Below are 26,993 nucleotides of genomic sequence, written 5' to 3'. Positions count from 1 at the left end.
AAGCTATTGATTTTTATGACGCCGATATTCACCCGGAGTCACGCCAGTTTCTTTCTTGAATAAGCGGATAAACGTTTTCGCATGTAAATATCCAACTCTAATCCCGATGTCTTGAATAGATACATCTTGCTCAAGGATGAGCAGTTGTTTGGCCTGCTCGATTCGTACCTTGAGCAGATACTCAACAAAATTTTGACCTGTTACCTCTTTAAATAATTTGCTGATATTGCTGCTTTTGAGCTGGAAAGTTTCGCTTAGCAACGTCAGTGAAAAATCGGGGTTCGCATAATTACTTTGAATGAAACTTTCGACATCCTTGATTAATCCGTGATACTGCTTATCTTCTCGTAATCCTGCTAATGCGACAGAAGTCATCTCAAGTAATTGAATTAACTTAGCATGAAGTGACGAGAGGGTTTCTGTTTGAGAGATCATTTGGTCGATTTGAGGAAGCATATGTTCTTTGCAATAAAGCGACTGGTCTTCCGGCATTAGACCAGCTTCCCTGTGAAGATAATAATGCAGATACCGAAGCACTCCGATAATATCATCGTTCGATGAATAGTCATTTGCCAGTCCTTTAATTAGATCACCTAAATACTCTTTCCACTGTGCATTATCACCAGTCCGAATAGAACGAGAAATGGCTATAATGAGTTCTATATGACGAAAGGATTCATGCCTTTCCTTTGCGACCACTTGCTCCTGAAAAATCATACGGTTATCGCCGAGAACCAACTTATACTTTAAAGCAGCTAAGGCTTCATTGTACCCTTCGGGCAGATCACTCAGAGATTCGTATTCACTGCTTATTCCTAGAGTCAATGTAAAAGGTAAGTTCTTCTTTACCCATTCCAAATATTGCTTCCCAAACTCTTGAATAGCGCCTGTTTCTAAATCCCGTAGCTGAACAATTGCGCCAAATCGATTAGCGTCGTACCAGCTAGAGAACGTTTGCAAACAATTTAGTTCGGCTGTTTCTGCGAAAGCAGCCTCAATGACATACTTAAATAAATTAGTATCTCTTGCTTTATATTCAACAGTTATTTCAGCATAATTGTCTATCTCCACAAAAATATATACAAAGGAATTTGAAGCTTCAGGGAAATTTTTGAGCAGCCACTTATACGTATTTTCATGTAATTCCTTATTTCCTTCTAACCATTCTTTAACATCTATCTTTAATTGTTTAGTGACTCCTTCTTGATGTGCTTTTTTGTAATTGGTTGTTTCTTCGATCAAAGAATCCAACGCATCTCGAATAAAGCCAAATTCATCTTTTTTTGCATCTTCAAGTTTAGATTGTTTTTGCAGCATATAAGTGTCAATCTGCGACATAATCGAATCTATAGGCTTATAATTACGCTTCGTTAAATAGAAAGTAAAACCGAAGGCTAGCAAAATACCAATACCTAATACAAATAACCAGATATACGATACAATGTTAAAATAATCCCACCAACTCCCTTTCTTATTGCCGCTGACATACGTCCAATTGGATTGTGTAGAGTGTATAACAGCAAGCGCTTTGGCATCAGTAGCGTTTTCAGTCTCATCTGAATTCATGATAGTTTGACCTTGACTGTCCAGAATGCGAAAGTAGCCACTTCTACTTTCCGCATATTTACTCAAAAAACGTTTGATCGCTTGCGTAGAAACATTTGCAACGAGTATGCCTTTTTCACCGTTGAAGCCTGTAATTTTTCGAACGATTGATACGACCTGTACGCTACTATCACCATCAATGGCTTGGTACGTTCTAATTTTTGACCAACTATTCAAACTTTCTTTTGCAAGTTCTTCCAATACAAAATCCTTATCCATAAAGTTATCTAATGTACTTTTGTGTGAAGAAGAAATAACAGTGTTATCATCCGCTTTGTAAATGTAAACAGAATGTAGTAAGGTATTCACTCCTACCAAATTTCTCAACAATGTCGATACATTGGATGAAACGATGTAAGGATTCGCGTTAATACTTGGATTCATATATTGCTCGACTTCAGAACTATAAATGCCATGGATCAGACTTTCGTCCAAAATAGACAAACTATTGTCCATCATCTGAGACAAATGCTCATTGAATAGTTGGTTTGCCTTTTGAGCTTCCTGCCTTATGAATTGAAAAGCCATAATAGAAAAAATTGTAACTATAAACATCGAGAGCGCAAGCACGATAGGCAAATACGATAATAGCAACTTTTTATACCACTTCTTGTACATAAACATCATCCCTCTAATTAAAGCGTTATCATCAGAATAGGCTATCGCTCTCAATTTCTCAAGCGCAATTCTAAATGCTAATTGATTGTGGCCTACAAATTTCAACACTGTACGCCTCTATATGTAAGATAACAAAAAGTAGTGAGAATGATAAATACCCAGTTTTAATTGATACCCAGAATAAAAAAACAAGCCAAAAACCAACAATCCACCATCTAATCATTGTGGTTTGTTGGTTTTCTCTATACTACCAATTAATTATTCATTAAATTTAAAATAACCTTCGCACTCTCTGCACGGCTTGTAATCCCCTGTGGAGCGAATTCCTTTGCACCACGACCTTGTAATAATTTTAATGCGATAGCAGCATTCACGCTTTCGTCAGCCCATGCACTGATCTTTTTAGCATCCCTAAAATTTATAGACGGACTGCCGCTTCTATCTAGCTTCTTACCATGTTTCCATTCATAGGCATGAACAATTATTGATGCAATCTCCTCGCGCGTAATCCAAGCGTTCGGGTCAAACGTATTGTTAGTACGCCCACTTATTAAACCGAGTTTGTAGGCAACTCCTATTGAGCTGGTATACCACGCACTCGCATCAATATCCTGAAAGGGAGCTACTTTGTTATTCTCCTTAACTCCTAAAGAGCGTACCAACATGGAGACAAACTGTGCACGAGTTACTTGTTGCTCAGGCGCAAATTGCGTATCTGAAATACCTTCTATAACATGCTTGGCTGCCATTTCCTTCACTGTCTCTACTGCCCAATGGGAAGCCGGAACATCTAAAAAAGCTTTGTCATATTCCAAAACCATATACTTACTGAAATGGTACACATCCGCTCTCAGTTCACCATTCACCCACGTTCCCCCAACATATTCCAGTCCGCCATTTTCATCAATGTAATAAACACCTACCAATTTTACATTGGTATCGGCAGCAACTTTAAAGGTTAATGTGACTGGTTTCTCAAAGTGCTGAAGCTTCATATCAATACCATCTTTATCAATAGCAGCTAGACTAAATTCATAAATACCACTGACAACCTTAATATTCGCATTGGAACTACGTTCAACTTGACCTATTAATGTCTTCGAATCCTCTACGCCAATCTTATCCACTTTTAGTACAAGTTGAGTATTTCCATCTCCGTTCATCGGAAGCAACTGTTTCAGCGACTTCAGAATTTCCGAAGGCAATGCCACAGTCACACCTTCTTGTTTTATTTCAATTGATTTTGAACCCAGAAGCTCAGTCGCTTGAATCGGGAAAAGAAGTTCCTTTTCATTTTCACCCAGTGAAATCGATATTTTATTGTCCGCAGTGCTTTTGAGTAGTTCTTCACTAGTAACCTTTTTGGATTCTGAACCACTCGTGTTACTATCATTTAATCCGGATGATGAGCTTGAAGGGGAAGTATTCTGTGACCCAATTACCGTTATTGTAATATCAACCGATACCCTCTCCATACTCGATGTTACGATTGCCGTCCCAGTACCAACAGCAGTTACTAATCCCTGTGCGCTAACTGTTGCTACATTCGTATTATTGGAACTAAAGCTAACCTGTGAAGTGACATCTTTTCTTGTGTTATCTTCGTATACAGCTGTGGCTACGGTTTGATGTGTCTCACCAAGGCTCAAACTATACGACGTACTGTCCAACTCAAGTGCCTCTAATTGAGGTTTTTCTCCTGCGACATCTACTTCCAAACGGATGGCATCATACATAATACTTGTATTCACATTCGTCCATGAGTCCGTTCCTTCAGGGGACGGAAGTGATAATTCAACGACATTTTCTCCCTGATGAATTAACCCAGCATCAAATACCGCCTCAACTTGATGGTAGATCCCCCTAGCGGCTCCTTGCCGGTATAAGGAGGCATCATTGTCAGGCCCATCTCCAAACGCACTTGTTAAATTACCAGGTGCTTCCCATCGACCGATCTCTACACCGTTCAATTTCACTAACAGAGAACCGTAGACATTGCCTGCGAGGCCGAAGGTCATTGTTCCTGTACCAGAACCTGGTTGATAACCGTCAGAATCAAACCGAATTTTCCAAATCGCTGGGGAAGAATCTTTTGGAACTTTTAGCAACGCGGGATCACCTGGTGTCTTAGAAGCCGGCTGAAAGAAATTCCATTTTTTACTTGGATCATCTAAACCTACCTTGAAATCAACACCATTAGGGAATTCCAATGGATACTCCAACCAAGTACCGAATTGACGATACTTATCTAAATTTGGAATGGAAGAGGGAGATGCATTGGGAGTTACATAAAACTCAGCAGCTGAACGGTCAGGTGTTCCAATTTGCCAAAGTAGTTTACCATTCGTTTTTGGAACCCATGACAAAGGCCCTAGATCTGTCGTCGCATTTGAATGAATAACAACATGTTCTTTTCTGAATTCATCGAATACACCGTCCACAACAGCATATAAAGTATACTCACCAGGACGAACCGCGGGAATGTTGAAACTACCGTCGCTTGCAGCATGCACATAATACTCATATTTTTCATTTTGAAGTTGCCAATCCTTATCACCCGCAGCAAGAATTACCCATGCATTATTCGCAGAAGAGCCATCGGTAACCGTTAACTTACCGGTTGCGTTCCCCCTTGAGCTCGCCGCATATAAAGGGTCAGTCACCCAAGAATAAGGCCATTTGGACTTTTCTTGTTCAGCGCGAGCCTTAGCATCATTCCACATGGCATCAGTACTGTCACCTTCATTCAAATATAAATAAAAAGGACCATACACTTTCTCCCACCCTACAGGTGGATTTAGAGAGGTGTTGCCATAATGGCCAGTGAATTCATGGAATAGCAGTTTCGGACCATCAGTGGATGTATGCGTAGTCAACTCCTGCTTCGTTGGGCCGCCAACAAAATAGTCCTTATTGGCTTGGATTAATGACATACCTATCTTGTCCCCATATACCCCAAAAACATGATTGTCACCTTCAAGAGAACTGATTTGCTGATATTTGGTATACACCGTACCATCCGCGAGCAAATAAGTAGCATCCTGCAGCACTGTCCCATTTGATAAGTCTGAAGGTGCGGGATAAGTGCCTTTACGCAGATCATCAACGACGTAGTTTCTAAATACAGAGTCTGGAGGACTGAACGAATATCGCAACTGATCCATGTTTAATCCTGCAGGCATATCTGACGTATATTTATAGATTGAATAGTAATACAAGCCAGGCGAGTCAGCTTCTAAAACCAATCGAATATCAAGTTGAAAGGGGAGCTGATTGGGATCGTGAACCATAAATGATAACTCGATTCTTTCATCGCTTTGTGACACAATGGAGAACGTCGCACCATTCATTGCCTTTTGCCCACTGACCCCATTTATCTTGTAATTCGCAAGATAACTGCCAGTTCCCAAGTTAACTGTTGGTTTACTGCCGTTATACCTGATACTTGTAATATTGGCTGATGTTTTAATAATATCCAACGAAACTTTGGAATTCTGCAAAGTGACGGTTCCGTCCCCGTTATCCGATAAAGAAAGCGCTGTAGATCCCCAAATATCTTCAGGAGCAGCTGCACTAATTTCAAGTGCATTGATTCTTGCACTCGAACCACTTATATCCAAATTCATTTGTCCATCAAGCAGTTCTACGAAGAAAGTTTTAGTGCTAAATGTTCCCAATGCTGCAGAAAGGTTCACAGTCTGGCCCTCTGTCAATATCTTCATTCCGGAAAGTCCAGAAGTCGCATCTCCCGCAATGGCTCTTACTTTATAAAATCCGTTAGGAAGATCCACTTTAAAGGAGTACGCATTTCCTACGCAAAAATCCCGTCTTAGTGAATCGGTCGGTGCGCCGCGATCTCGTCCATCTAGCCCACTTACACTAGCCCATCCGTAGCCCATATCCGCATTATACAAAGAAGTAGCGTTGCAACTAACTCCTGTATACCCTGTTTCTACAGGGCTAGGGCCAAAATCAAACAGGTAGGATGTCACAGGTTCTCTTTTATTCACATCAAGCGTATAGGTTTTCGTTGTTGTTCCATCTTGTGCTGTGACAGTTACTTGGATTAAATTACTTCCAAGTTGCAATGGAATTGGTGCCGATGCCTGACCTCTATTCACAGTAATCCCTTGAACCGTAATCGTAGCATTTTCATTCTCTGTTGTAGGTGTAACCATTAAACTGACAGCACCATTTGCTGCATTAACTGTATACGTTGTTGTACTACTTAAAAAGTTAGGATTCAGCACACCACCGCTTAGAGTCAAGTTAGATAAATTTGCATTATTTGACTCTGCTCGGTTCACAGTAATTGTGTAGTCTTTCGTTGTACCATTCTGGGCTGTAACATGAATTAGAATGATATTATCGCCAACTTGAAGTGGAATTGGTGCCGAGGTTTGGTCGCTCATCTCCACACTATTAACCGTTACCTTCGCAAATATATTCGATGTTTTTAGCGTAACATTAGCACTTGTAACTGTGTTATCGACGCTTGTCGTATAGCTTGTCGTTCCACTACTAAATGCTAGTGTACCACTACTTAGTGTCAATTCTGATAAATTAGCATCACCACTTAATGTATCTGTTTGGCTTACTAATAACGTGTAGGTGCTGTAAATCTCCGGAAATGTCTTTGAGGCTACTTTAACCGTTACTTCATTATTTCCCGGCACAAGGCTTATGGGAGATGAAAGAACTCCACTTGCAGCAGCTTCTCCATTTATTGTTATATCTGTATTGGCAGATGAAGATGAAGTAGGTGTAATTTGCGCAGACGCTACGGAAGTGCCTACAACAGAACTGTATTGAAATTTTTTCAATTCGAAGGATTCATTAAATGTCATATTTGTCGCAGATAAGCCTGACAAGTAAGCGCTGTCAATTTTAACCAATCTACTTGCAAATACCGTTGGATCAGCCGCATTCGCAGCTCTAACATTCACCGCTATTGGCAAACTGCTGCCTTGAACAGTCAATAGCCCATTATTTGAAATAGTTATGCCTAAACTTGAATCCAATGGATTTTGATTACTCGCATCATATACGCTCCAAACTAAATTTGGATTGGCAACAGACCTGCCCAAGATATCAGTTGCTGCTGCAGTGAATTGTGCGGTTTGGATAGATTGCACATTGAGTGCTAAAGGGCCCGATACATCCAACTGGTAGTTAGGCACATACACATTTACATTATCAACGTTCATCGCCATTCCGTTATATCCAGGCATAAATGAAAGCGATCCCACTTTTGTTGCCGCAGAACTATAGAAACTAAAATAAGAAGAGGATGTATAGAGCGTTGTTGAGCCATCCGTAATGGTAAAATTAAATCTTTTATTCTCTGGATCGAAGACAAGCTTGAAGTGATACCAAGTCGAAGGTGAGTAACCAGTCACTACGGTAGTTGCTGCACCACCGTTATAGACTTTCATCGCTCCTCCCCCAAGATCCATGCGAAACGTAATATTGCCAGAGCTTAAACTCGATGAATCGTAATAAAATAAACGACCCGTAGAGGAAGAAGAAGGAATATTAAGATCAAATTCTGAAACGAATAGCGTACTTTGGGCTGTGGCAAAAGGTTTGCCAAAATATGCACCTGTCGATGCATGAGTGTTACTGATAGACGCATAAGTATTATTTGTCACACTTTCACGAGCAATTGCGTTTAAAGTGCTTGTAGATCCAGTCGACCTCCAGTAGTCTGAGATGCTCGTCGGAATAATTGTATTCGGTGTAAATCCTTGAAAGTCGTCATGAGCGAGTGTTGTAATTGGTGCTGCTTGGATTTGCCCATCCTTCGTCCATAATACAATAAGAAAAATAAATGAAAATAATAATATAATTGTTTTGCTTATTTTTAACATAAATTGAGCCCACCTTTCCTATTTTTCTAAATTTAGATATCCCCACGAACTTATTCGTGAGGATATCTCGATTTCGTTTACTTACGGAAAGTATTCAATTGATCTACATTCAAAATGCGACTTTTATTTTTTGCGTAATAATCCTTATACCAACTATCAATCTTCTGACCATTGGATTTATCCCAGTATGCTTTACTTTCCTCAAATGCCGCATCAACCGTGTACGAAGCACCGCTAACGATCGATTTTTGCCAAATATCCCAAATAGCACTTAATGCGGAAGAACTCGAAGTGGCCAAATCTTTCGGAAGTGCCGGCATATTTTCTGGATGGATGACTGGCAGTGCAGGATTAACCGTTTTATACGTTTTGTAATCAGCAGCTAGCCAATCTTCATATTTTTTCTGTAAATTGGCATCAGTGATAACTGCAGGTTTACATTTAGGATCTTCGAAGTTTTGGTTATACAGCATGACGTAATCTTTCGTATAAGATCCAACTTGATTCTTATTTTCTTCCGTTAAGGTTGGTTTAGGGCATCCATTCTCTACTTTGTAATGCTGGCCCTCCGTTCCGTATACCATCGTATTACTTGTTTCTTGCTTTAATGTAAAATCCACATATTTCATAATTGCTTCGGGATTTTTTGCCGATTCATTTATAACCCCAACTGCTTGAACAGGGTTATTCCATAATGGACCGTATTGCCCGTACGCAGTTGTCGGATATGAGATAATATCTAACTCTGCTTGCGGGTTGTTTTTCCAAAAAGTCTCAAACGCTTTAGGATCTACAAGGAGATAAGCCATGCCCAGCTTGCCGCTTAAGAAATCTTGTTTTGCTTTATTTCCATCTTTATCCGTCAAGAAGTCCTTATCAACTACTCCCGATTCAAACATTTTCTTTTTAAATTCGGTTGCTGATTTAGCGCGTTCCCAGTCGTGTGTCCATATATCGCTTTGAATTTGGAATGGAATTTTGTCCTGGAAGGTCATCGCACTTCCGAACATATGATCTATAACCGCTCCATTCCAACTGCTTAGTGCGAAACCGTACGTATCCTGTTTTCCGTTACCATCCGGATCTTGTGAAGCAAATGCTTTCGCTACATTAAGCATTTCCTCAGGTGTTTTCGGCGCTTGCAGACCCAATTTCTTTAACCAATCTGTACGAATTACTAGAGCTCCACCAGGAGTTGTGTTCTGTAGTCTTCCGAATGCATAAATTTTCCCATCATCGAAAGTTGTAGCCGTTTTCAAAAGCGGATTTTCTTGTAGACGCTTTTTATATTCGACACTGTATTTATCGATAAGTTCATCTAACGGCATCAACTGTTTCTGCGTGAATAACTGATTGCGGTAATTGCTGTCAAAATCAAAGATAAGATCAGGCGCGCTGCCGGATGCAAACAGAACATTTAATTTACTAACGGATTCGTTACGAGGAATTGGAATAAAAGAGACATTAGCCGGCGCTTTACTATTTAACCATTCCGTCCATCTATTTTTATCTACGCTGCCCTCTCCTTGGGGTATATTTCCACGGTCATAGATACTGACGGAAATATTTTTCTTCGCTTCTGGCTTAGCGCTTTCAGTTCCTTGCGAAGCAGAAGGCACTTCTTTTTCTTTTGAACACGCAGTAATGGTAAGCACGGCGGATAAAGCTACAAAAGATACTGCAATCCATTTTTTCATATACATAAGCTCCCCTAAATATTAATTTTTTAATTTTACTACTACTTATAAAAATTTCAAAGAATCCTGAGAATATCACCCCTTTCAATCTTCTTCATTCCATTAGCCTTTAATTGCCCCAAGCATAATGCCTTTGGTAAAGTGCTTTTGCACAAACGGATAAACTACAACCATCGGCAATACCATAACCATAATTGTGGCAGACTTTAACGATTCAGGTGTAATTAACATGAGTTCTTCAGGACTTGTCGCTTGTAATGCTGTTTCAAGACGTTGGCTAGAAATCATCTGTTGAAGCATCACGGCTAAATTTTGCTTATCAGGACTATTCATGTAAATCAAAACGTTCATAAAGTTATTCCAATAACTAACTGCATAAAATAAGGACAAAACCGCGATGATCGGCATCGATAAAGGAAGAACATGAGAGAGAAGATAGCGCCATTCACTACAACCATCCATTTTGGCCGACTCTTCAATCTCAGAAGGGATATTCTCAATAAATGTCTTTAGCACCAGCATGTTAAAAACATTGATTACTCCCATCAATCCTCCTTGAATACCAGGAAGCCATATTGCCCAATACGTATCTATTAAATGAAGGTTTTTAACTACCAAATAAGTCGGAATTACCCCTCCATTAAAAACGATCGTAAAAAGGATAGCCAGGGAGAAGAAACGTCTACCTACGAAGTATCCTCTCGATAATGGATACGCGCACAAAATTGTAAATACCATGCTTAGAAGTACACCAACAACAGTAATCACCGTACTATTTTTAAAATTAGTTAGCACTGTTGTATGCGTAAATAGCGTTTTATAAGCATTTAGACTAAACTCAACTGGCCACAATCCTACAAATCCAGAATCAATAGCAGATGGACTGCTAAGAGACATAGCCAATGTATGAATTAGCGGGAGTAAGCAGCTCAACGATGCTACTAACAATATGGTATTGTTTGTGATGTTAAATATTTTTTCGCCTCTTGTAATTTTCATGATGACTACGTCCTCTCTACCATAATCCGTTTCCGAATTTTCTAGCTATCCCATTAGCCAAAACGATCAATACAAGAGAAATGAAAGATTCAAATAATCCCATTGCAGAAGTTAAATTGATTTGACCGCCTTGAAGACCAAATTTGTAGATGTATGTGCTGATAATTTGTGAAACATCCGTGACCACCGGATTTTGCAAAATATAAACCTGATCAAATCCTACCTCAAGGATTCTTCCAATAGTAAGGATAAACATGATCATGATTGTCGGTGTTAACGAAGGTAAGGTGATGTTCCAAATCTTTCTCCACTTCCCTGCTCCATCAATACTGGCAGCCTCATACAGCGATGGATCAATAGCACTTAGCGCAGCCAAGTATACGATTGCCTGATATCCTGCTTCTTTCCAAACGCCTGCTCCCAAAAAGATTGCAAACCAAGATCCGGTTTGATACAAAAATGCCGTTTTGGGCAACCCGAAATACGCAATAATTTTATTAATGATTCCCGTTTCCTGTGAAAAAAGTACAACGACTACTCCGCCTACAATGACCCACGATAAAAAGTGAGGCAGATATACAAGTGTTTGCACAGTTTTTTTGTACCAACTTTTTCTCACTTCATTTAGCAAGATGGCGAGCAAGATTGGGAGAGGAAACTCAACAATCAGTTTTAATATGCTAATTCGAAAGGAATTCATGATAACTCTTACGGTATCTGGCATTTGAAACAACGCTTTGAAGTTATCGAATCCTACCCAAGGACTTCCAAAGATTCCGTCTTTGTAATTGTAATCTTTAAATGCAATAATCGTGCCCACCATAGGGATGTATTTGAATATTACAAAGTAAACAATTACCGGTGCAAACATGAGAAGCAAGGGTGCATTTCTAATTAGCATTTTTTTAAATCTGCTCTGTTTCACGATTAATCCATGTTTCTCTACTTGCACTTGACCCACTGACACTGTTTTCATATTCGCCATGCCTTCCTTTCCGTATGCTAGCTTCATCGTTGGTGCATTCCTAAGATAACAGGGATCACAATCTTTAATAAATACCTAGTTTTTAACGATACCCAGAAGTTAAATACCCATTTTTCAAGCATACCCTGAGTCTGTAACATTGAAAAAACAGCCAATATCATTCGATTTAGACCTACCCGGATTAGGAACCAAGTAACCTACTCAAATGAAATCGGCTGTTTTATTTCATACCTATTGCTTAATTAGCTTCCAACTTAATCGTATCATACAAAATGCCGCCATCTGTTCCAACGCTCTTCATTTTAAGTGATACTGTATTGGTACCAACAATGAGTAAAGAAGCTGGGAAACTAATCTCCTGTAACTGATATCTGCCACTTTCCGTAACACTCCGATACGTTGTTCCATCATTTATGCTTGAATAATCTAATGTTCCAATGTTCGTTCCGTTTACGAAGACATCAGTTATAGGATTTTTAGCTATGCTAGCCATAGCAACAGTCAAATAAGCGTTTTTACTATATGTGCTTGTAAGATTGAAATTAATATCCCAACTACCGATCTTTGTCTGGGCATAGTACCAATCGCTAGAGTGTGTAGTACCGATTGTATATGTAAAATTGGCAGGGACTTGGGCAGGCAGACCATATTGTCTAGATATGTTGCCAAATTTAAACTCTGTCGCCTTACGATCCGCTTTCCCAATTTGCCAAAGTTTATTTGTATAATTCTGTGGTGCCCATGTTAAAGTGCCTAAATCGGTCGTTATTCCACTCACTGTTATATTCTTCGAATATTGGTGAGTTATATCCCCACTAGTCGCATAGGCATATAACATATATGTACCTGGTCTAACCTTAGGGATACTGAAATTACCAGAGGAATCAACCGTAGCCCAGAACATGTAATCGTTGCCTTGTGTATAAATTTCACCTGACTTTGCCAATACAACCGTAGCTCCTGAAGTCGATCTGCCATCAGCAACCTGTAGATTACCCGTTACTGTAGACCGCGATAATGGATAGCTGGAATCGGAGAGCCAACTATAAGGCCACGCAGCTCTTTCTGTGGAAGATCTTGATACGGCATCGGAACTGCTTCCATTATTAACGTACACCAGCCACGGTCCGAATATTTTTCCACTCGGGAGAGTTCTGCTGCCAGTTCCAAAATGACTGGAGGTCAGCATGTTTAATACCACTGCATCTCCAGTGTTACTTTCTAAATGTACCATCAAATCCTGTTTCAATGGTCCACCGTCATTATATTCTTTACTTGCAGGAATTACCCAAACGCCATAGCCATTGCCATAAACGCCATGCACAAAATCGTTTTTATAATAACCTGCCCAATCATACTTCGTGTAGATAGTACCATCAGCTAATTGATAGGTGCTGTCTTGTAATTCCGTGGCGCCTTGAATTTGTGCGAGTGTCGGCAAAGAACCACTTCTTTCACCAATATAAGCGTTTCGAAAAATTTGACCATCCACTCGATAGACTGTCCTTAGCTCAGCAATTGTTCCAACGGAGTCTGTCACATAATACGAGTACACCCCACTAACCCCACTTCGCACAACGTAATGCAGTTCCCCTGCTGAACCTACATACGCAATATCTACCATATCAGAGGTGTTTGTCACTATCTGGAGTTGAGTTGGTGAAAGGCCTCCATTTTCCGTTGACCAATAAAAGCCTGCTGCAGATCCAATTAACTCTGTGCCGCCTTTTTTAAGAGAAACCCCCTTTCCAGAGCTATCAAACCTTATTGTTATGTACTCATTTGAAATAGTTGCAGTTCTTGCGGTGGTGTCAGCGGTCAGTGTCACTGTACCTGCTGCGCTAGCAATTGGTAACGGGCTTACCTTCTGCATGCAGAAGACGATGGACAGTAATACGAAAGCAAGGATTATACGAAAGTTTTTACTAATCATTGACATAAAAAACCTCCAATTCATTTTTGGTTTGACTTTTTCGTCTGATTTTCATGTAAAACCTACACCTTCATTTTTGTAACCGCTTACTCTCTTACATATATCTCACCCCCTTTATTTCCAATAGAGGTTTTACAAAGAAAGAGGAACGTTTTAAAGCACTGTGTACATATATAAAAAAAATAACCAGACAGTCTCATTGATGATTTTGTCTGGTTATGTGCAAGAAAGATATGAATTAGCACAAACAATTTTATATTTTTGCTACTACTCTGTGACTGTTATTACCAACGATTGCCCTGCCATCATCTTCAACTCGTAATATCCTTTACCGAAAGTGGATGAAGCAATCGCAACGCCTGAACCTGAGAAACTATACTCGTTAAACCACTCAGGCAACTTCAAAGTTATGTTTGTCTCCCTATTGGCAACAAGATTTGCTTGAAACTTTCCAATCTGTTTATCCCATGACATTGAAATCGTCCCCGTAGTGAAGCAAAGTCCTGTGAATTCGCCCTTTTTCCATTTGTCTGGCACGGCAGGTAACAACTTGACTAACCAAGGTGAAACATAAAGAAGCATTTCCTGTACGGCGTTAACCCATCCCATTGAAGCATCCAATTGAATTGGAGCCTCGACCATGTTCATGCAGATCCCCATATTTCTCCAGTCATTATGCAGTGTAAAGAAATTATTCAAAAGGCATGATCTAGATAGAATATCAAGACATTCGACGGCACTGCTTCCGTCCCCCAAGCGTGCATAAACGGCTGCCATATGGGCAAGAGACCAACCGCTCTGCGCGCCGATCAATCTTTTCTTTACTGCCGTCTCGAATGCATCAAACAATTCAGGAGAAAGCTCTCTAGTGAATTCTTGACCTGGGAAAATCGGATAAATATGCGACAAATGGCGGTGCTCATAGCGATCGTCAAAGTCTGGATGCATCCATTCACGAAGTGCACCATCTTCATTGATCTGATAGGCTGGTATACGCTCGAGCAGATTTGCCCATTTGCCAATTTCATCTGCATATACACCAACTTCTTGACTGCCTTGAATAAGATGTGTCAGCAGCTCTTTTAAAATAGCCAGATCCATGGTAGCATTGATCGTCGTAGGCATTGGGTGTGCAAGTGGTTTGCCATCTTTCGGCATGAAATTAAGTGGCGTATTTTCTGGAGATACGGATGGAAAATAACAAATTCGGCCATTTTCGTCCGTATCCAGATAATCTTCATAGAACATCGCAATCTGCTTCATAAAAGGCAGTACTTTCTCAAGTAGGAATTCCTTGTCTCCCGTGTATAAGTAATATTCATAATAATGTCTAGCCAACCAACCTGCAGCACTCGTCCAATTCATAATGACAGGAACGATCTGGTTAGGAACACCAATTCCAGGAGTTGTACCAGCAGGAATATAGATTCCACGACAACCAAAGAGTTTCTTCGCATTATCCTTGAAATCATCCATCATACTTTCATAGTAATGTACCAACGCCGGCATCATCTCACTTAAACCTCCAGCCATGGCGTGCCAATACATCATCTGAACGTTCTCATTAGCCATATTATGGGACCATGTAAGCTTGTAATCCCCTGCCCACAGTCCATACATTTCGAATGGCATGCCGTCTGAAGCTGTACCCGATATAAACAAGTACCTTCCGTATGCCCACATTTTTTCAATTAAGCTAGTAGGTGCCTCACCATCGTAAGCATGCAGCAGTAACTCTTCATTTGATAGATGATCCTGTTCGCCGAATAAGTTTAATGTAGTGGATAAAAACAATCTCTGATGCTCAATAAGATGAGAAGCAAGTAGCTGTTTATAGGTCTGATCCATGCTTGAAAGCTCATTATGTAATCTTATCCATTCTTGTTCTCTGTCTCCATGGGTGAACACTTTCGCCAAGGCTAGAACTTTATTTGCCTCTGCAAATTGAATTTTTCCATCCTTAGCGGTGATTCGTCCATCTGATGCAATAACTCGCAGCACAGCACCAAAGTCTTTTCCATCATCATTTGTAGCTGCATAGTACAAGTAAGAGCCATCCGTTTTGACCTCGAGCGTTTCCGCCAATTTTTTATATACAGCCAAGGAATCAGGATCATCTGTCTGATGTAAATTTAACCAAAACTCCCCTTCTACTATTCCCTCAGAACTGCTAATTTCATAGACAACTACATCGTCCGTACGGGAAACAAATAGTTTTCTTTCATATTCTATGTTAGCATCTTCCCATCGGACTGTTACTTCACCTGTTTCCATGTCCACACTTCTACCATACTTACGAAATGCCCCGGAACATGGCATCGATAGCTTAATATCACCTAATGGAAGTCTTGAGGCTAACTCGGTTGCATAACCTGAATCTTTAACCTGGTTTGTTAGATGCCAACTAGCCTCCAAATACTTGCTTTCGAGCATCAGCTTTCTCGTTTCTGCTAAGGTATGCCCCACGTCTGGTAATGTATCCTTGCGACCTAAATGCCATAACTTATTATGATTGAGTAGAATTGTCTCTTCCTTTACACCACCATACACGGAAGCTCCAATCTTTCCATTCCCCGATGGTAAACCTTCTCTCCACATATTTCTCCACCAGGAAGCAGGATATTTTAAATTAAGTTTATTTTTGGTAACTTCACTATTTGTCATTTATCGTATCTCCTCTTCAAGTAAATTCATTCTTATAATACTTGCTTATATGGCAGCTGTCTTTGCATAAAAGCAAATGATTTGTCCTTTTTTCCAATATAAATTAACTGGCTTTTTTGTTTCGATGTCTCTAGAATAATAAACATCTGAGAAACTACAATTATGATCTTGTAGCACAAATAGCACTGCGCTATAGTATATTTATATAGAAAAATCTAGATTCGTCGGGATGTGCCGCTATGAAAATTCCTCTCTACCGTTATAGAGTTGATTACTTGACGCGCTATTCGGATATTAATCCAATGCTTCTATTTGCACAGAAGTACGAATTCATAGAAACTGAACAATCTCCCCTGAGGCGATGTTATGCTAATGCGATTATTCTCGTCGAAGAAGGAAGTGGTGTGCTTTTATTAAATGGAATAGAGCACCCTATGCAGGCAGGTTCAATTGTGTTTATCGCATCTGGAGTCCCTCATCAATGGATATCCCATAATGATCAATTAATGATCCATCGCTGTGCTTATTTTGATTGGAAATATACGAACAGACCTGATTTTAATTATCAAAAAGATTACTTTGCATCAATCGAGCAACCATTTAGGGAAGAATGGACGAGTTTTTTTCCAAGCTTAAAGATCCATACGGTAATGAAAGTCAGTAATATATCAATCTGGCTATCACACTACAATGCCTTTACTCAACCCCCAGCCGTACTCGGAGCACGAAGCCCAATTGAATCCCTGCAATATAACGCTGCTTTCCAAACGTTCCTTTACCAATATTTATCGTTTGCTGTAAAAAATGACTCGTGGTACGAGCCTCGAATTGCCCAAATTCTTGAGAAGATTGAAAGCATACCATTTGAGCAAGCGGAAATCGATATTTATCAATGGGCGAAGGATCTTAACATCGGGAAGAGTCGTTTTCATCAGTTATTTAAAAATGAAACAGGATATACTCCAAAAGAGTATGTTCAGCGGCGAAGACTCTATCAGGCTGCAAAAGATTTATGTACAAGCAATTTAAGCGTTAGTGAAATCGCTCATAAGTACAACTTCTCTTCCATCCATTACTTCTCCAGGATGTTTAGAAACGTGATGGGGTTTTCTCCATCCCAATATAAAGCTAGGTATCAGTGATCTGCTATTTACTCATATTTATAATTTTAGTTATGAAGTACATGAACAAAAAGACGACTCAATTCCATTCGGAATTGAGTCGCCTTTCTTTATTTTCATGAAGGTTTTTCTATAAACAGTTCATAGCCAAATGGTCCATTACTACTCATTCCTTAATCGCACGGTATCGAAACCCGACAAATTCGGCCTCCCCGTTCCCTGTCGCATACAATAAAGGGCTGCACGCGGCAGACGTTAATTTAATTAATCTAGATCACCTTAGGCTAAATATTGAACCGAAACTGAAATTAGTGATAGACAACGCTTATAAAAATAATCATAGTGTCTATCATCCTCAATATTGATTTTTGTTGTTTCATGATGACGAATCCTAAAGCTGTTCCCGATTTGCGTAAGCTCAATAAATTCCTTTTCAAATAGATCCATATAATGAGCTTTTTGACCGCTCATATCTCCAATAATCTTACTTACAGATTTCTTCTTGTCCAAAGTAGGAGAATAGTATGTTTTAAGCCTCTCAAAAGCGTCCCATAGTTTTTCAACAGCAATATTAAGATTACCTTTATCGTAATAGTTTGCTGCTTCTTGGAGCAACTCTTTGAGACCTGCTTCCTGAATCGGTATTAATGCACTATCCTTTATTTGTATATTAAATGTGCTTGCGACTTTACCATTACTCAGCTTGAAAGGAACTTCATTCAGTTTAAAAATTGCATTAACTTCTGCCTCGAAATCGGTATTCTTGTTATAATTTTCAAAAAACTCTATTGCATCGAGTACACAATTGGGTGAACTTGAAAACACAAAATCTTTTAAGTTATTAGTTTCCTCATACTGACCCTGCTCATTAAAACATTTAGGTATGTAAAATTGCCGAATATCAGCGATAACCTCTTCATTTGTTGTAACATCGTAATCCCAACCAGTAGTTTTATCTGTTTTTCGATAAACATCATTATTTTTTTCAAACAGTTGATATATTTGATTCCTAGCGTTCTTTTTGATTGAAATTGGCATTCTTTTCTCTTTAATTGCCTTTTGATTCCTTTGAGAAAACGGAATAAATAGTTTGTTTTCTGCTAAATTATAAATCCTCCAACTATAGACATCCCGGTTGGAAATCTTTCCTGCTGGGAAAACTTCATACCCATCGTTTTTAAGGAATTTGTTAACTTCGTCCAGAAACTTTTCCCAATATCCATTCTCGTTTCTTACTGTCGGATGAAAAATCTCACAGATGAATTTTAAATATATTTCATCACTTCCGTTTTTTAATTGGAATCGTTCGTCTTCAAATACCCAACAAAATGGATAATCATCATTGTTTACTGTATGTTGCCAAATATCTTCTTCAGCATTGCAGTACCTTTTATCTAGACTTGGCATTTCCTTTAAATCATATAGTCTCTTGCAAAACTCGAATTCTTCTAACCTTCCAAAGTAATTGTACTGCACTTTTTGCATCTCCCATAAATCAGGTATATCCATCCCATATTTAAACAAATCGAAAATATCACGTTTGGTTATCTCACTTATGGAATTCATTTGTTTGATTGCTACTCCTTTGTTACGATTGTTGACAGAATAATCTAATTTCTAAGATTTACTAATATTATTGGATTAAATAAATGAAATTTCCAGAGTCGGGCTATTCATTCAAACTCTGTCAAAGCGATACACTATAGCGCAAATTTCAAACGTGGTCCTATTTCCTTGAACACTTCCCTAATAAAGGCGTTTGGACACACTTCGTCCTCTCATAATCAGCCGCTAGTGTAGAGTTATCTGTCCAATGACACAAATGCATCCTAGCCGAAATTAATGGATATTGAGATTTGTAATGTTAAAATGTTATTTGTATTAACCATATTCTGGCTTACTTACAAATCCAAAGGCATTCCATAAATAGTTAATAATTGTTAAAATAACCCTTTCTAAATCTTGATTTACATGCGAATCAATCATTATTTCTGGTAGTTGAAGGAAGTCATCATCAATTGATTGAGGAGCTGAAATGAAAGATGCCCCGTAAGAACTTCCTATTACCCCCCTTGCCCCAATTATGTTAACAAATATGTAAAAAGGATCTTGCATGCTTAACTCTCTATAATTTATTAATTGATTAAGAATTGATTCTCTAAGAGAATCTTCAAAATGTGTTGCGCTAAAAAACTCTTTACGTGGCTCATCATAGCTTTCACGATAATTAAACGAAAGGTTTGACACCTGCTCAATAATAGCGCTCCGGAATACTTGGGTATGCCCCCTATAACCATTGGCACCAATAGATTGATAGTATAATCCATGTGCATTTATTCCTTGGTTATATCCTGAACCGCCCAGGATAGAAAGATTAATACTATTTCGCGTTTCGGTTAAAGGATAATTTGATTCGATATCAAATGCAGAAGTTGGTAAGAAGTGAACTAGTACAAGTGGCGTCTCTTGTTTGTATACATTTAATGTTTTTTCAATACGTTGTACACGAAATCGATTGTATTGCTCAAGAAAATGATCTCTAACATTCATCATTCTTCTAATATCAGATGTACCTGCAGGGACTTTAGCAGAGGCTGTACGTATCATAAACTTGTAATTCTTTACCATATGCGGCCCATTCCAGCTCCTTGGTACGCGGATATGGATAACATGCCCTCCATTGGCCAAGGAAATATGTCTATATAATATATTTGTAAGAGCTGGATCAGTATTAGTTTCTACCCACTGCTTATACTTTAAAATTTCTTGATCCGGGTTGATATCAATACCACTAACATTAACCGGAGTCCCATCCCTCTCCTTCACCCCTATAAAAAGATCTCCTCCTTGTGTATTTGCAAACGCAACTACCTCTTCAACTAGACTGATATTATTTGAAATCGTTTCTTTAAATTCGAGCTGTAACCCTTCTGTAGCACCACTTTCAATTAATAATTTCAAATCGTTTTCCGTCACTTCATCGAAAGCTTTATGAAAAGTTGTCATTTCTTCCATGCCCTTTCAATTAATATAGGTTAGCTGTTTTAATGTTTGTCCATCATGCTAAGTTGCAACGAACAACTGACTATCATAGTTAATGCTTGTATTCCGGATTCAGAGCAGTGAAGCGGCTTCCTGGCAAAAGCGCAACAAAAGATCACGTACACTGTTAAGTGGACTAAATGCTCAAATCTAAAGTCGGGACTCAAGAGATCATTGAGGGTGCCTTTGTGTGGATAAATAATTAAGAAGATGAATCCTTCTTCTTGATCTGATTTATCTCAAGGAATTCTTGAAGTTTTATCGGGAAAATTTCCTCTCCAAATTGAGAGATATCTTTGAGTGCCTTCCAGATTCCGACACTGTTTTTGTCATTGGAGTCATAGCCTATAACCGACTCAAGTTTTGGAATGTTAAAATGTATTTTCTCAAAGGATGCCTCCGAAATTAATCTCCAATTCGTTGTTATCATTGAACGTTTGGTTTTATCATTCAATGCTTCACCCTTGGAATTAAAAATAATAATTTGCTCTAAACCTTCATTGTAGAGATGGCTTTTTTGTAACTCTTCGATTGATGTAAAGGTGAGTTGTGAGACAAAATCTTGTTTAAAGTCGAAATCATTAATCACAAAATAGTCAATACCAAAATGTTTACAGAGTTTTATTAATATCGAAGCGGTTAATTTACCATGATGAGGAACAATAGCAATATTATTAAAATTCAAAAATGTTGCAGCAAACTTCTCATCACCTGTGATACCTAATACATATCTCCTGATAATTTCTTTATACGTCATCAGATCGTTGGGGCCTTCCACTAGTAATACTTTTTTGCTGAATATTATTTTATTTAGATTGGGTTCAATTAACTTAATATAATTGTTGTAATCTTTAATTTCAGATAGTGCTTCATCATCTTTATCTTCGAAAATTTCTTTATTATGCTTGTTGTACTTTAAAACAGTTTGCTTTGTTATTTCATCAAACTCAAAACGAATCAAGCCTCGGGTATCAAATATATCCAACATTTTGTCAGAATGCGTTGTATAAATTACTTGATGTCCCTTTTCTGCTAATCCACAAAGGACGGTTTTGTAGAAATATTCTTGGTGATTTTCATGCAAAAAGCTTTCAGGTTCTTCAAATAAAAACAGGCACTTGTCAACTTCGTTGCTCTCCGCTATTGCTTGAATTACTGCCATTACAAACATAGAGATGTAGCCATCGCCAAAATGGTCAATTGGAACTAGATTATCCATATCTCCGTTAAGACCAACTTTAAACATCATCTCTAAAAATATATCTTCATAATCAGGTAATCCAAATTCAATGTGGCACTGATTCTGTCTTAAATTTGTTGAATAATTAAATTGTATTTTGCAAAGAAACTCATTTAACTTTGAGTTTGCAAGTACTTTATCAGTCGCGCTTTTTACTTCCCCTTTAAAAACATCCTTTTTGCCGACCATAATATTGTCTGTATCAACTATGCTTTTGATATGCTTTGCTAGAAAAGAAGACAGATTTCCCCAACTTGTTTTCTTTGTCGATATTTCTTTTTTAATTTCATGGAAGTTTATGTAGAATATTTTAAAATACTTTGCTGCACCGAAAGCGCCAGAACTCCTGTTACTTTGATTGTAATCATCATATGAACTAATTTTTGTGCTCTCTATTTCATGACCATCGAGTTTGATTTCTAAAAAATGATATCCAGTGAGATTCGCCGTCCCCCATTCAACTTTAGGCTCGCTACTACTGGTTACTTTAGTTACAATTTTAGGTATATTGCTATAAGACCTTTTGTGGAAGTCGTTGATTGTAAAGGTATCTTTAGTCACATACTTTTCTGTTATTCCATACAAAATTGAATTAAGAAAATTTGTCTTACCTGCATTATTGTATCCCACTATTGCTACTGGTTTTTTATATTCGCTATTAGGAAAACTTACTGTAACTTCTTGGCCAAATGACCTGTAATTTTGGACTTTTATGCCCTCAATACGAATATTGCTCATTGAATAATGCACCTCTAATTCTTAGTTGAAAGTACTAAGCAATTCACAGTGAAACAAATTATGATATGAATATAGATCGCCATCCCAAAATCGTCCCGCTAAACAATCTCTAAAATGCGGGACGCATCATGTGAATATCATAATTAATCATAAAAATATAATTACCATCCCAAATCTGAATTACCTAGTTCTAATTGTTACATTGCATTTTAGTCATTTCCATAATCGGGTTCATAATCAGGTTCAATAGTGATTGTTTTCTCAAATGTATGATCTATGCCAGCGGCGGTTACCTCGTCCAAACTATTCAGTTTCAAATCGCAAACCCTACACTTTAATGACGTGATTTCATATTGATTATCCTGATATGTTATCCAAGGCTCCTCCTTGTCGATATATTCTGGTCCTTCATCTAAAATTTCTCCGTATATTACTGCGTGTCCACCGCAAGAAGGGCATGAAATGGTTTCCTGATCATCATCTGTTAGTACAGGGATCACTTTCAACATATCTCGAGGAACTGGCCCTTCGTATTTTTGCCTCACTTCTGTACGATGTCTTTGAATTCGAGCTTCAATTAGCGCCTTCAAACTAACGGACCTAGCTTGAATAATCTCTTCTGCCGCTCTTGCTTCTCTTGGTCCGAGCAGATCACTTAACGATTTGTTTTGAAACTCAAGAAGCATTTTGCATACATCCCAAAACTTCGGCAACCAGTGGTCCATATTCATTCCTACAAAAGGAAGTGCTCCAGAATGCAATTCCTCATTTCTGTGATTTGCTAGCGTCATGCAAAATTTCTTTGTATCAGCATCAAAACGAGAAACATTTACTAAGTTTTGAAGGCGTTCAAAAACTGTTTTTGCTGTAATTGTCTTAAAATCCACACTCTGAGACTCGTTAATGGCAACCAAGAATCCATTTGGAGTGTTGGGATCAACAATCAATGACGGGTGCTTATATGTTAATGCAGCCTTTCCTAAGAGTTCCAAAGAAAGAGATGCCCAGAGTTGGAACTCTGAAAAATCGCCTTCGTCACGTCTGTTAATTGCTTTTCCTATGAATAATTTGGATTTGTTCCATAAAGATTCGTAGTCTATCATAATGGCCTCCCTATTTCTTATAGTATTGTAACTCTTTCTATAACCCTAACTGCTTTGGCGCTTGAATTAGCTACACCTCGCCCATGCAAACAGCGCCAATTATCTATGATCAAGATATCGCCTTGAGACCAGTTTATTATTTCCAATTTAATTTTAGAGATCGAATCATTAAGCTCGTTCATTGTAACAGATGATTCCTTATTCGTTGGGCGCATGCAACTTGAATCGAACCTGATCCATTTCTTTCTGTGAATATTGCTATACCCACGTAATGTAGCCAAGAAACTATGCCGACTATTTGCAATGGTGTATAAACATCTATCCAGTCGCTCTTCAAGATCTTGAGAAAACCCTATTTTACTAAGATCCAATAGAGTTGTTGGCTGGACTTCACCTTCAATTTGCTTTGCATATAAAATAATATACCTTGCTGGAATTTTTATGTATGCAGTATCAGTATGTAACGGAAATTGCCCTACTCCATATACTGCACTCAATGACTTTGGTTTTGCTTTATTCGCATCCATAGGCACTAATGTATCAATAAGAGTACTATTTAACCTGGATGGTATTGGCTCACCCAAATCAAATGCTAGTTGTAGTAGGTTATCCTGGTTAATTAATTTCTCCCTTTCGAATATCCATCCGTTATCGCGCAATTTGTTTAAGTTAATATCCATACTACACGCCCCATAGAAAATTTAGTTTGCTTCTATCCATTTGATAAGTATTTATCAAGCCGGCCATCAAACACTTAACCAGTTTTACTTATTTGCTAAATAAGAATTTATCAACAAATTCTCCAAATTATGCTTGCTACTATGTGGCGAATAATACAGGTAAACTTGAGAGGTACCCATTGCTTCGACACTAAATTTGATATCCCGGTTAATATATGCCTAAATAATCTCAATGTAAGCTCCTGCATATATACCAGTGGCAAAGGTTAGGACCGCACCTCCAATAATTGTAATAGAAATAATAATTTCTTTCACTTTGTTAATACTCCCTATTTACTTACATAATATTCCACAATAAATATTTGACATGATTCGCGATATTCCTTGTCCTGCACAGTCAGTTGGAGTGGATTACTACAAAGAGACTCTCAGCAACGGGCTAAGGGTCTCAGTTCTTAAGACAAGGCATTCCGCTCTTTAGTTTTAGTTTAATGCCCGCCGGCAACAGCCTTTATCATAAACTAATAACGAACCTCAAATAATAAAAAAATGGGCGTTCACAAAAGTAAACACCCACTAACGAACTTTATTTTCCACTAACACACTTTATTTTCCACTAACGATCTTTATTTTCCTTGATCAGTTGTTGTTCACAAAAGTGTTTGCTCTTATATTTCATTTTACAATTAAAGTAAAAAGTGATATCATATAAATATCAAAACAATATATGTATTGGGAGGCTTACATCTATGAAAGAAACGAAAGCAGGGTCATTTAATGGCTTTATTGGCCTACTCTTATTTTTCGCCGCACTTGGGCTAGGCATTTACAGTTTCACACAGATGAGCTTTCTCGTTGGGGCTATTCTAATCGTAGTTAGCATCATCTCCCTGACGTCATTTACTGTCGTTCAGCCGAATCAAGCCACGGTCATTACTTTTTTCGGGAGCTACCTTGGGACAATTCGCAAAAGCGGAATATGGCTTGTTATCCCATTCTCTTCTCATAAGAAAATTTCGCTGCGGGTTCGGAATTTTAACAGTGTCAAATTAAAAGTAAATGATATCGATGGGAATCCGATTGAAATTGCCGCTGTAATTGTGTTTAAAGTCGTTGATACGTACAAAGCTTTGTTCGATGTAGATAGTTATGAGAAATTCGTTGAAATTCAAAGTGAGACTGCACTACGTCATGTGGCTAGCAAGTACCCTTATGATCGTTATGAAACAGAAGGTTATTCGTTACGAGGAAATGCCGATGAAGTTGCAGCTGAGCTGAGCACGGAGCTTCAGCAACGCCTTTCGGTTGCAGGTGTTGAGGTGATCGAGTCTCGTCTGACTCATTTGGCCTACTCCACCGAAATTGCCAGCGCGATGCTGCAGCGTCAACAAGCATCGGCGATTTTATCCGCTCGCTCCATAATTGTAGAAGGCGCCGTGGGCATGGTTCAACTGGCTGTCGTGCAATTAGAAGCGAAGGGACTGCAGCTTGACGAGGAGCGTAAAGCTGCGATGATCAACAATCTCCTAGTTGCGATTGTATCTGATCGTTCAGCGAGCCCGGTCATTAATACCGGAACGTTGTACTAACGGGGCCATGGTATGGCTCCCAAGAAAAATTTCCCGCTTCGACTAGATCCGAAGCTTTACCAGGCATTAGAGCAATGGGCAGAAGATGAGTTCCGAAGTGTTAACGGACACATTGAATATTTACTCCGAGAAGCGCTCCTCCGTTCGGGACGACTCTCCAAATCTAGTGCCGCGCAGCAAACGAATGAAGAATTGGACGACTAACCAAAAACATCTTACATGCCCTAGGCATGTAAGATGTTTTTGGTTTTCTTACGTTGTAACATTAATCGCTGGGGCAGAAATGGTCTGTGGTACAGTAATCGCGGAGCTTGTATTTGAGAAATCAGTAACTTCGAGAACGACAGGGGTACCAACTGATGCTCCGATCGTAGCAAGCACCAATGAAGCCGTTGTTAAGTTCGAGAGAGCCGCTTCTTGCAACACTCCATTGACGTATACATTGATATATCCGCTAGTAGGTACTGCTGGAAGTGAGTTCGGGTCTACGGGGTCTCCATCATCATCCAGGAACTCTTCTGCAAGAATGGTTGTTTCCGTGCCCGAAATCATACTTTGAGTAAGCAGTGCGTTGTATCTCGTTACTGCAGGATTCACGGTTGTAGTTACTGTACCGTTCGAAGCTACGGGCGCAGTAACCAACGCAGCTGTAATATGAAGTTTAATTAGTGAGGCTGCCATCTAATTCACCACCTTCCCATTCTTCGCTTGTAAATGCGAATGCTTTGCACGATGATGGGAACACCTTTTTCAGGTACATCTCTCGAAATTAACGTTATCGTACCTTTATCTATCTGATAGAGCGTGCTAGGCTGGAGCACACCATTAACGAAAACTTGTGAATAGGTAACAACTTTCGGGTCAGGAATGGATTGAGCGCCATAGCCTTTGGTACGATCCTCTTCCGTATAGCAACGCTTGTCTCCATCTGAAATGGCGTAATAGAAATACGTTTGCGCTTCCGGATGTGAATCACCTCGCTTACCGCTCATAGATTATGTTATTCTACGCGAGAATATTTACCTAAAATTGGATATTTTACGCAGTACGTATCCCCATTTATGACATACAAAACCCCCTGATCCTTGTGATTAGGGGGTTCTCTACCG

General features: G+C 38.9%; 17 protein-coding genes. 3 read left to right on the top strand and 14 right to left on the bottom strand.

Features of this window, described 5'->3' with window-relative positions:
* Window positions 1-3 precede the first annotated feature (3 nt).
* The 7 genes from ASG89_RS02880 to ASG89_RS02850 all read right to left on the bottom strand — a co-directional run bounded on the left by ASG89_RS02880 (window position 4) and on the right by ASG89_RS02850 (window position 16,371).
* On the bottom strand, window positions 4-2,331 hold the full coding sequence (locus ASG89_RS02880) for a helix-turn-helix domain-containing protein (RefSeq protein ID WP_057308791.1): 2,328 nt from the start codon (window positions 2,329-2,331) through the stop codon (window positions 4-6).
* 146 nt (window positions 2,332-2,477) lie between these two features.
* Entirely contained in the window at window positions 2,478-8,093 is a 5,616-nt protein-coding gene (locus ASG89_RS02875) for a cadherin-like beta sandwich domain-containing protein (RefSeq protein ID WP_057308790.1), read from the bottom strand.
* A 77-nt stretch (window positions 8,094-8,170) separates the two neighbouring features.
* Complete coding sequence (locus ASG89_RS02870) at window positions 8,171-9,790, bottom strand: extracellular solute-binding protein (RefSeq protein ID WP_057308789.1); 1,620 nt, start codon at window positions 9,788-9,790, stop codon at window positions 8,171-8,173.
* A gap of 102 nt (window positions 9,791-9,892) precedes the next feature.
* Window positions 9,893-10,789 carry a carbohydrate ABC transporter permease gene (locus ASG89_RS02865; protein ID WP_057308788.1) on the bottom strand — a complete coding sequence of 299 codons (897 nt, stop codon included), beginning with the start codon at window positions 10,787-10,789 and terminating at the stop codon, window positions 9,893-9,895.
* A 16-nt stretch (window positions 10,790-10,805) separates the two neighbouring features.
* Window positions 10,806-11,801, bottom strand: a complete 996-nt coding sequence (locus ASG89_RS02860) for an ABC transporter permease (protein ID WP_235549570.1) — start codon at window positions 11,799-11,801, stop codon at window positions 10,806-10,808.
* 211 nt (window positions 11,802-12,012) lie between these two features.
* Window positions 12,013-13,713, bottom strand: coding sequence for a polysaccharide lyase family protein (locus ASG89_RS02855; protein ID WP_057308787.1), 1,701 nt, complete (start codon window positions 13,711-13,713; stop codon window positions 12,013-12,015).
* 261 nt (window positions 13,714-13,974) lie between these two features.
* Window positions 13,975-16,371 (bottom strand): glycosyl hydrolase family 95 catalytic domain-containing protein, encoded by a 2,397-nt coding sequence (locus tag ASG89_RS02850; RefSeq protein WP_057308786.1) that lies wholly within the window; start codon window positions 16,369-16,371, stop codon window positions 13,975-13,977.
* A gap of 239 nt (window positions 16,372-16,610) precedes the next feature.
* Between ASG89_RS02850 and ASG89_RS02845 the strand changes: the two genes are divergently transcribed.
* Window positions 16,611-17,513 (top strand): helix-turn-helix transcriptional regulator, encoded by a 903-nt coding sequence (locus ASG89_RS02845; RefSeq protein ID WP_057308785.1) that lies wholly within the window; start codon window positions 16,611-16,613, stop codon window positions 17,511-17,513.
* A gap of 258 nt (window positions 17,514-17,771) precedes the next feature.
* On the opposite strand, the gene ASG89_RS02840 is transcribed toward ASG89_RS02845, so the two are convergent.
* The 5 genes from ASG89_RS02840 to ASG89_RS02820 all read right to left on the bottom strand — a co-directional run bounded on the left by ASG89_RS02840 (window position 17,772) and on the right by ASG89_RS02820 (window position 24,295).
* Window positions 17,772-19,058: an AbiJ-NTD4 domain-containing protein gene (locus tag ASG89_RS02840; RefSeq protein WP_057308784.1), complete on the bottom strand. Its 1,287-nt coding sequence runs from the start codon at window positions 19,056-19,058 to the stop codon at window positions 17,772-17,774.
* A gap of 315 nt (window positions 19,059-19,373) precedes the next feature.
* Complete coding sequence (locus ASG89_RS02835; protein WP_082592649.1) at window positions 19,374-20,507, bottom strand: helix-turn-helix domain-containing protein; 1,134 nt, start codon at window positions 20,505-20,507, stop codon at window positions 19,374-19,376.
* 229 nt (window positions 20,508-20,736) lie between these two features.
* A complete protein-coding gene (locus ASG89_RS02830) occupies window positions 20,737-22,512 on the bottom strand; it encodes an ATP-dependent nuclease (RefSeq protein WP_057308782.1) in 1,776 nt (591 codons plus the stop codon).
* 209 nt (window positions 22,513-22,721) lie between these two features.
* Complete coding sequence (locus ASG89_RS02825) at window positions 22,722-23,615, bottom strand: hypothetical protein (protein WP_057308781.1); 894 nt, start codon at window positions 23,613-23,615, stop codon at window positions 22,722-22,724.
* A gap of 17 nt (window positions 23,616-23,632) precedes the next feature.
* Entirely contained in the window at window positions 23,633-24,295 is a 663-nt protein-coding gene (locus ASG89_RS02820) for a TauD/TfdA family dioxygenase (protein ID WP_057308780.1), read from the bottom strand.
* 749 nt (window positions 24,296-25,044) lie between these two features.
* Between ASG89_RS02820 and ASG89_RS02815 the strand changes: the two genes are divergently transcribed.
* Both ASG89_RS02815 and ASG89_RS02810 read left to right on the top strand, forming a co-directional pair.
* Complete coding sequence (locus tag ASG89_RS02815; RefSeq protein ID WP_057308779.1) at window positions 25,045-25,884, top strand: SPFH domain-containing protein; 840 nt, start codon at window positions 25,045-25,047, stop codon at window positions 25,882-25,884.
* 12 nt (window positions 25,885-25,896) lie between these two features.
* On the top strand, window positions 25,897-26,088 hold the full coding sequence (locus ASG89_RS02810; RefSeq protein ID WP_057308778.1) for a hypothetical protein: 192 nt from the start codon (window positions 25,897-25,899) through the stop codon (window positions 26,086-26,088).
* A 48-nt stretch (window positions 26,089-26,136) separates the two neighbouring features.
* Here ASG89_RS02810 and ASG89_RS02805 read toward each other — a convergent pair whose 3' ends face one another.
* Window positions 26,137-26,565: a DUF4183 domain-containing protein gene (locus ASG89_RS02805; protein ID WP_057308777.1), complete on the bottom strand. Its 429-nt coding sequence runs from the start codon at window positions 26,563-26,565 to the stop codon at window positions 26,137-26,139.
* Between the two features lie 5 nt (window positions 26,566-26,570).
* Window positions 26,571-26,876 (bottom strand): DUF4183 domain-containing protein, encoded by a 306-nt coding sequence (locus ASG89_RS02800; protein WP_057308776.1) that lies wholly within the window; start codon window positions 26,874-26,876, stop codon window positions 26,571-26,573.
* Window positions 26,877-26,993 lie beyond the last annotated feature (117 nt).

This window comes from Paenibacillus sp. Soil766 (assembly GCF_001428105.1).
Lineage (GTDB): Bacteria > Bacillota > Bacilli > Paenibacillales > NBRC-103111 > Paenibacillus_E.
Note: the sequence above shows the minus strand (reverse complement) of the source record. Positions and strands in the feature narration are given on the sequence as shown.

Excerpts from the sequence above, each read along its gene's own strand:
- ASG89_RS02875 (WP_057308790.1), bottom strand. The coding sequence starts at position 8,093 with ATGTTAAAAATAAGCAAAACAATTATATTATTATTTTCATTTATTTTT.
- ASG89_RS02870 (WP_057308789.1), bottom strand. The coding sequence starts at position 9,790 with ATGAAAAAATGGATTGCAGTATCTTTTGTAGCTTTATCCGCCGTGCTT.
- ASG89_RS02865 (WP_057308788.1), bottom strand. The coding sequence starts at position 10,789 with ATGAAAATTACAAGAGGCGAAAAAATATTTAACATCACAAACAATACC.
- ASG89_RS02860 (WP_235549570.1), bottom strand. The coding sequence starts at position 11,801 with ATGAAGCTAGCATACGGAAAGGAAGGCATGGCGAATATGAAAACAGTG.
- ASG89_RS02855 (WP_057308787.1), bottom strand. The coding sequence starts at position 13,713 with ATGTCAATGATTAGTAAAAACTTTCGTATAATCCTTGCTTTCGTATTA.
- ASG89_RS02850 (WP_057308786.1), bottom strand. The coding sequence starts at position 16,371 with ATGACAAATAGTGAAGTTACCAAAAATAAACTTAATTTAAAATATCCT.
- ASG89_RS02845 (WP_057308785.1), top strand. The coding sequence starts at position 16,611 with ATGAAAATTCCTCTCTACCGTTATAGAGTTGATTACTTGACGCGCTAT.
- ASG89_RS02840 (WP_057308784.1), bottom strand. The coding sequence starts at position 19,058 with ATGAATTCCATAAGTGAGATAACCAAACGTGATATTTTCGATTTGTTT.
- ASG89_RS02835 (WP_082592649.1), bottom strand. The coding sequence starts at position 20,507 with ATGGAAGAAATGACAACTTTTCATAAAGCTTTCGATGAAGTGACGGAA.
- ASG89_RS02830 (WP_057308782.1), bottom strand. The coding sequence starts at position 22,512 with ATGAGCAATATTCGTATTGAGGGCATAAAAGTCCAAAATTACAGGTCA.
- ASG89_RS02825 (WP_057308781.1), bottom strand. The coding sequence starts at position 23,615 with ATGATAGACTACGAATCTTTATGGAACAAATCCAAATTATTCATAGGA.
- ASG89_RS02820 (WP_057308780.1), bottom strand. The coding sequence starts at position 24,295 with ATGGATATTAACTTAAACAAATTGCGCGATAACGGATGGATATTCGAA.
- ASG89_RS02815 (WP_057308779.1), top strand. The coding sequence starts at position 25,045 with ATGAAAGAAACGAAAGCAGGGTCATTTAATGGCTTTATTGGCCTACTC.
- ASG89_RS02810 (WP_057308778.1), top strand. The coding sequence starts at position 25,897 with ATGGCTCCCAAGAAAAATTTCCCGCTTCGACTAGATCCGAAGCTTTAC.
- ASG89_RS02805 (WP_057308777.1), bottom strand. The coding sequence starts at position 26,565 with ATGGCAGCCTCACTAATTAAACTTCATATTACAGCTGCGTTGGTTACT.
- ASG89_RS02800 (WP_057308776.1), bottom strand. The coding sequence starts at position 26,876 with ATGAGCGGTAAGCGAGGTGATTCACATCCGGAAGCGCAAACGTATTTC.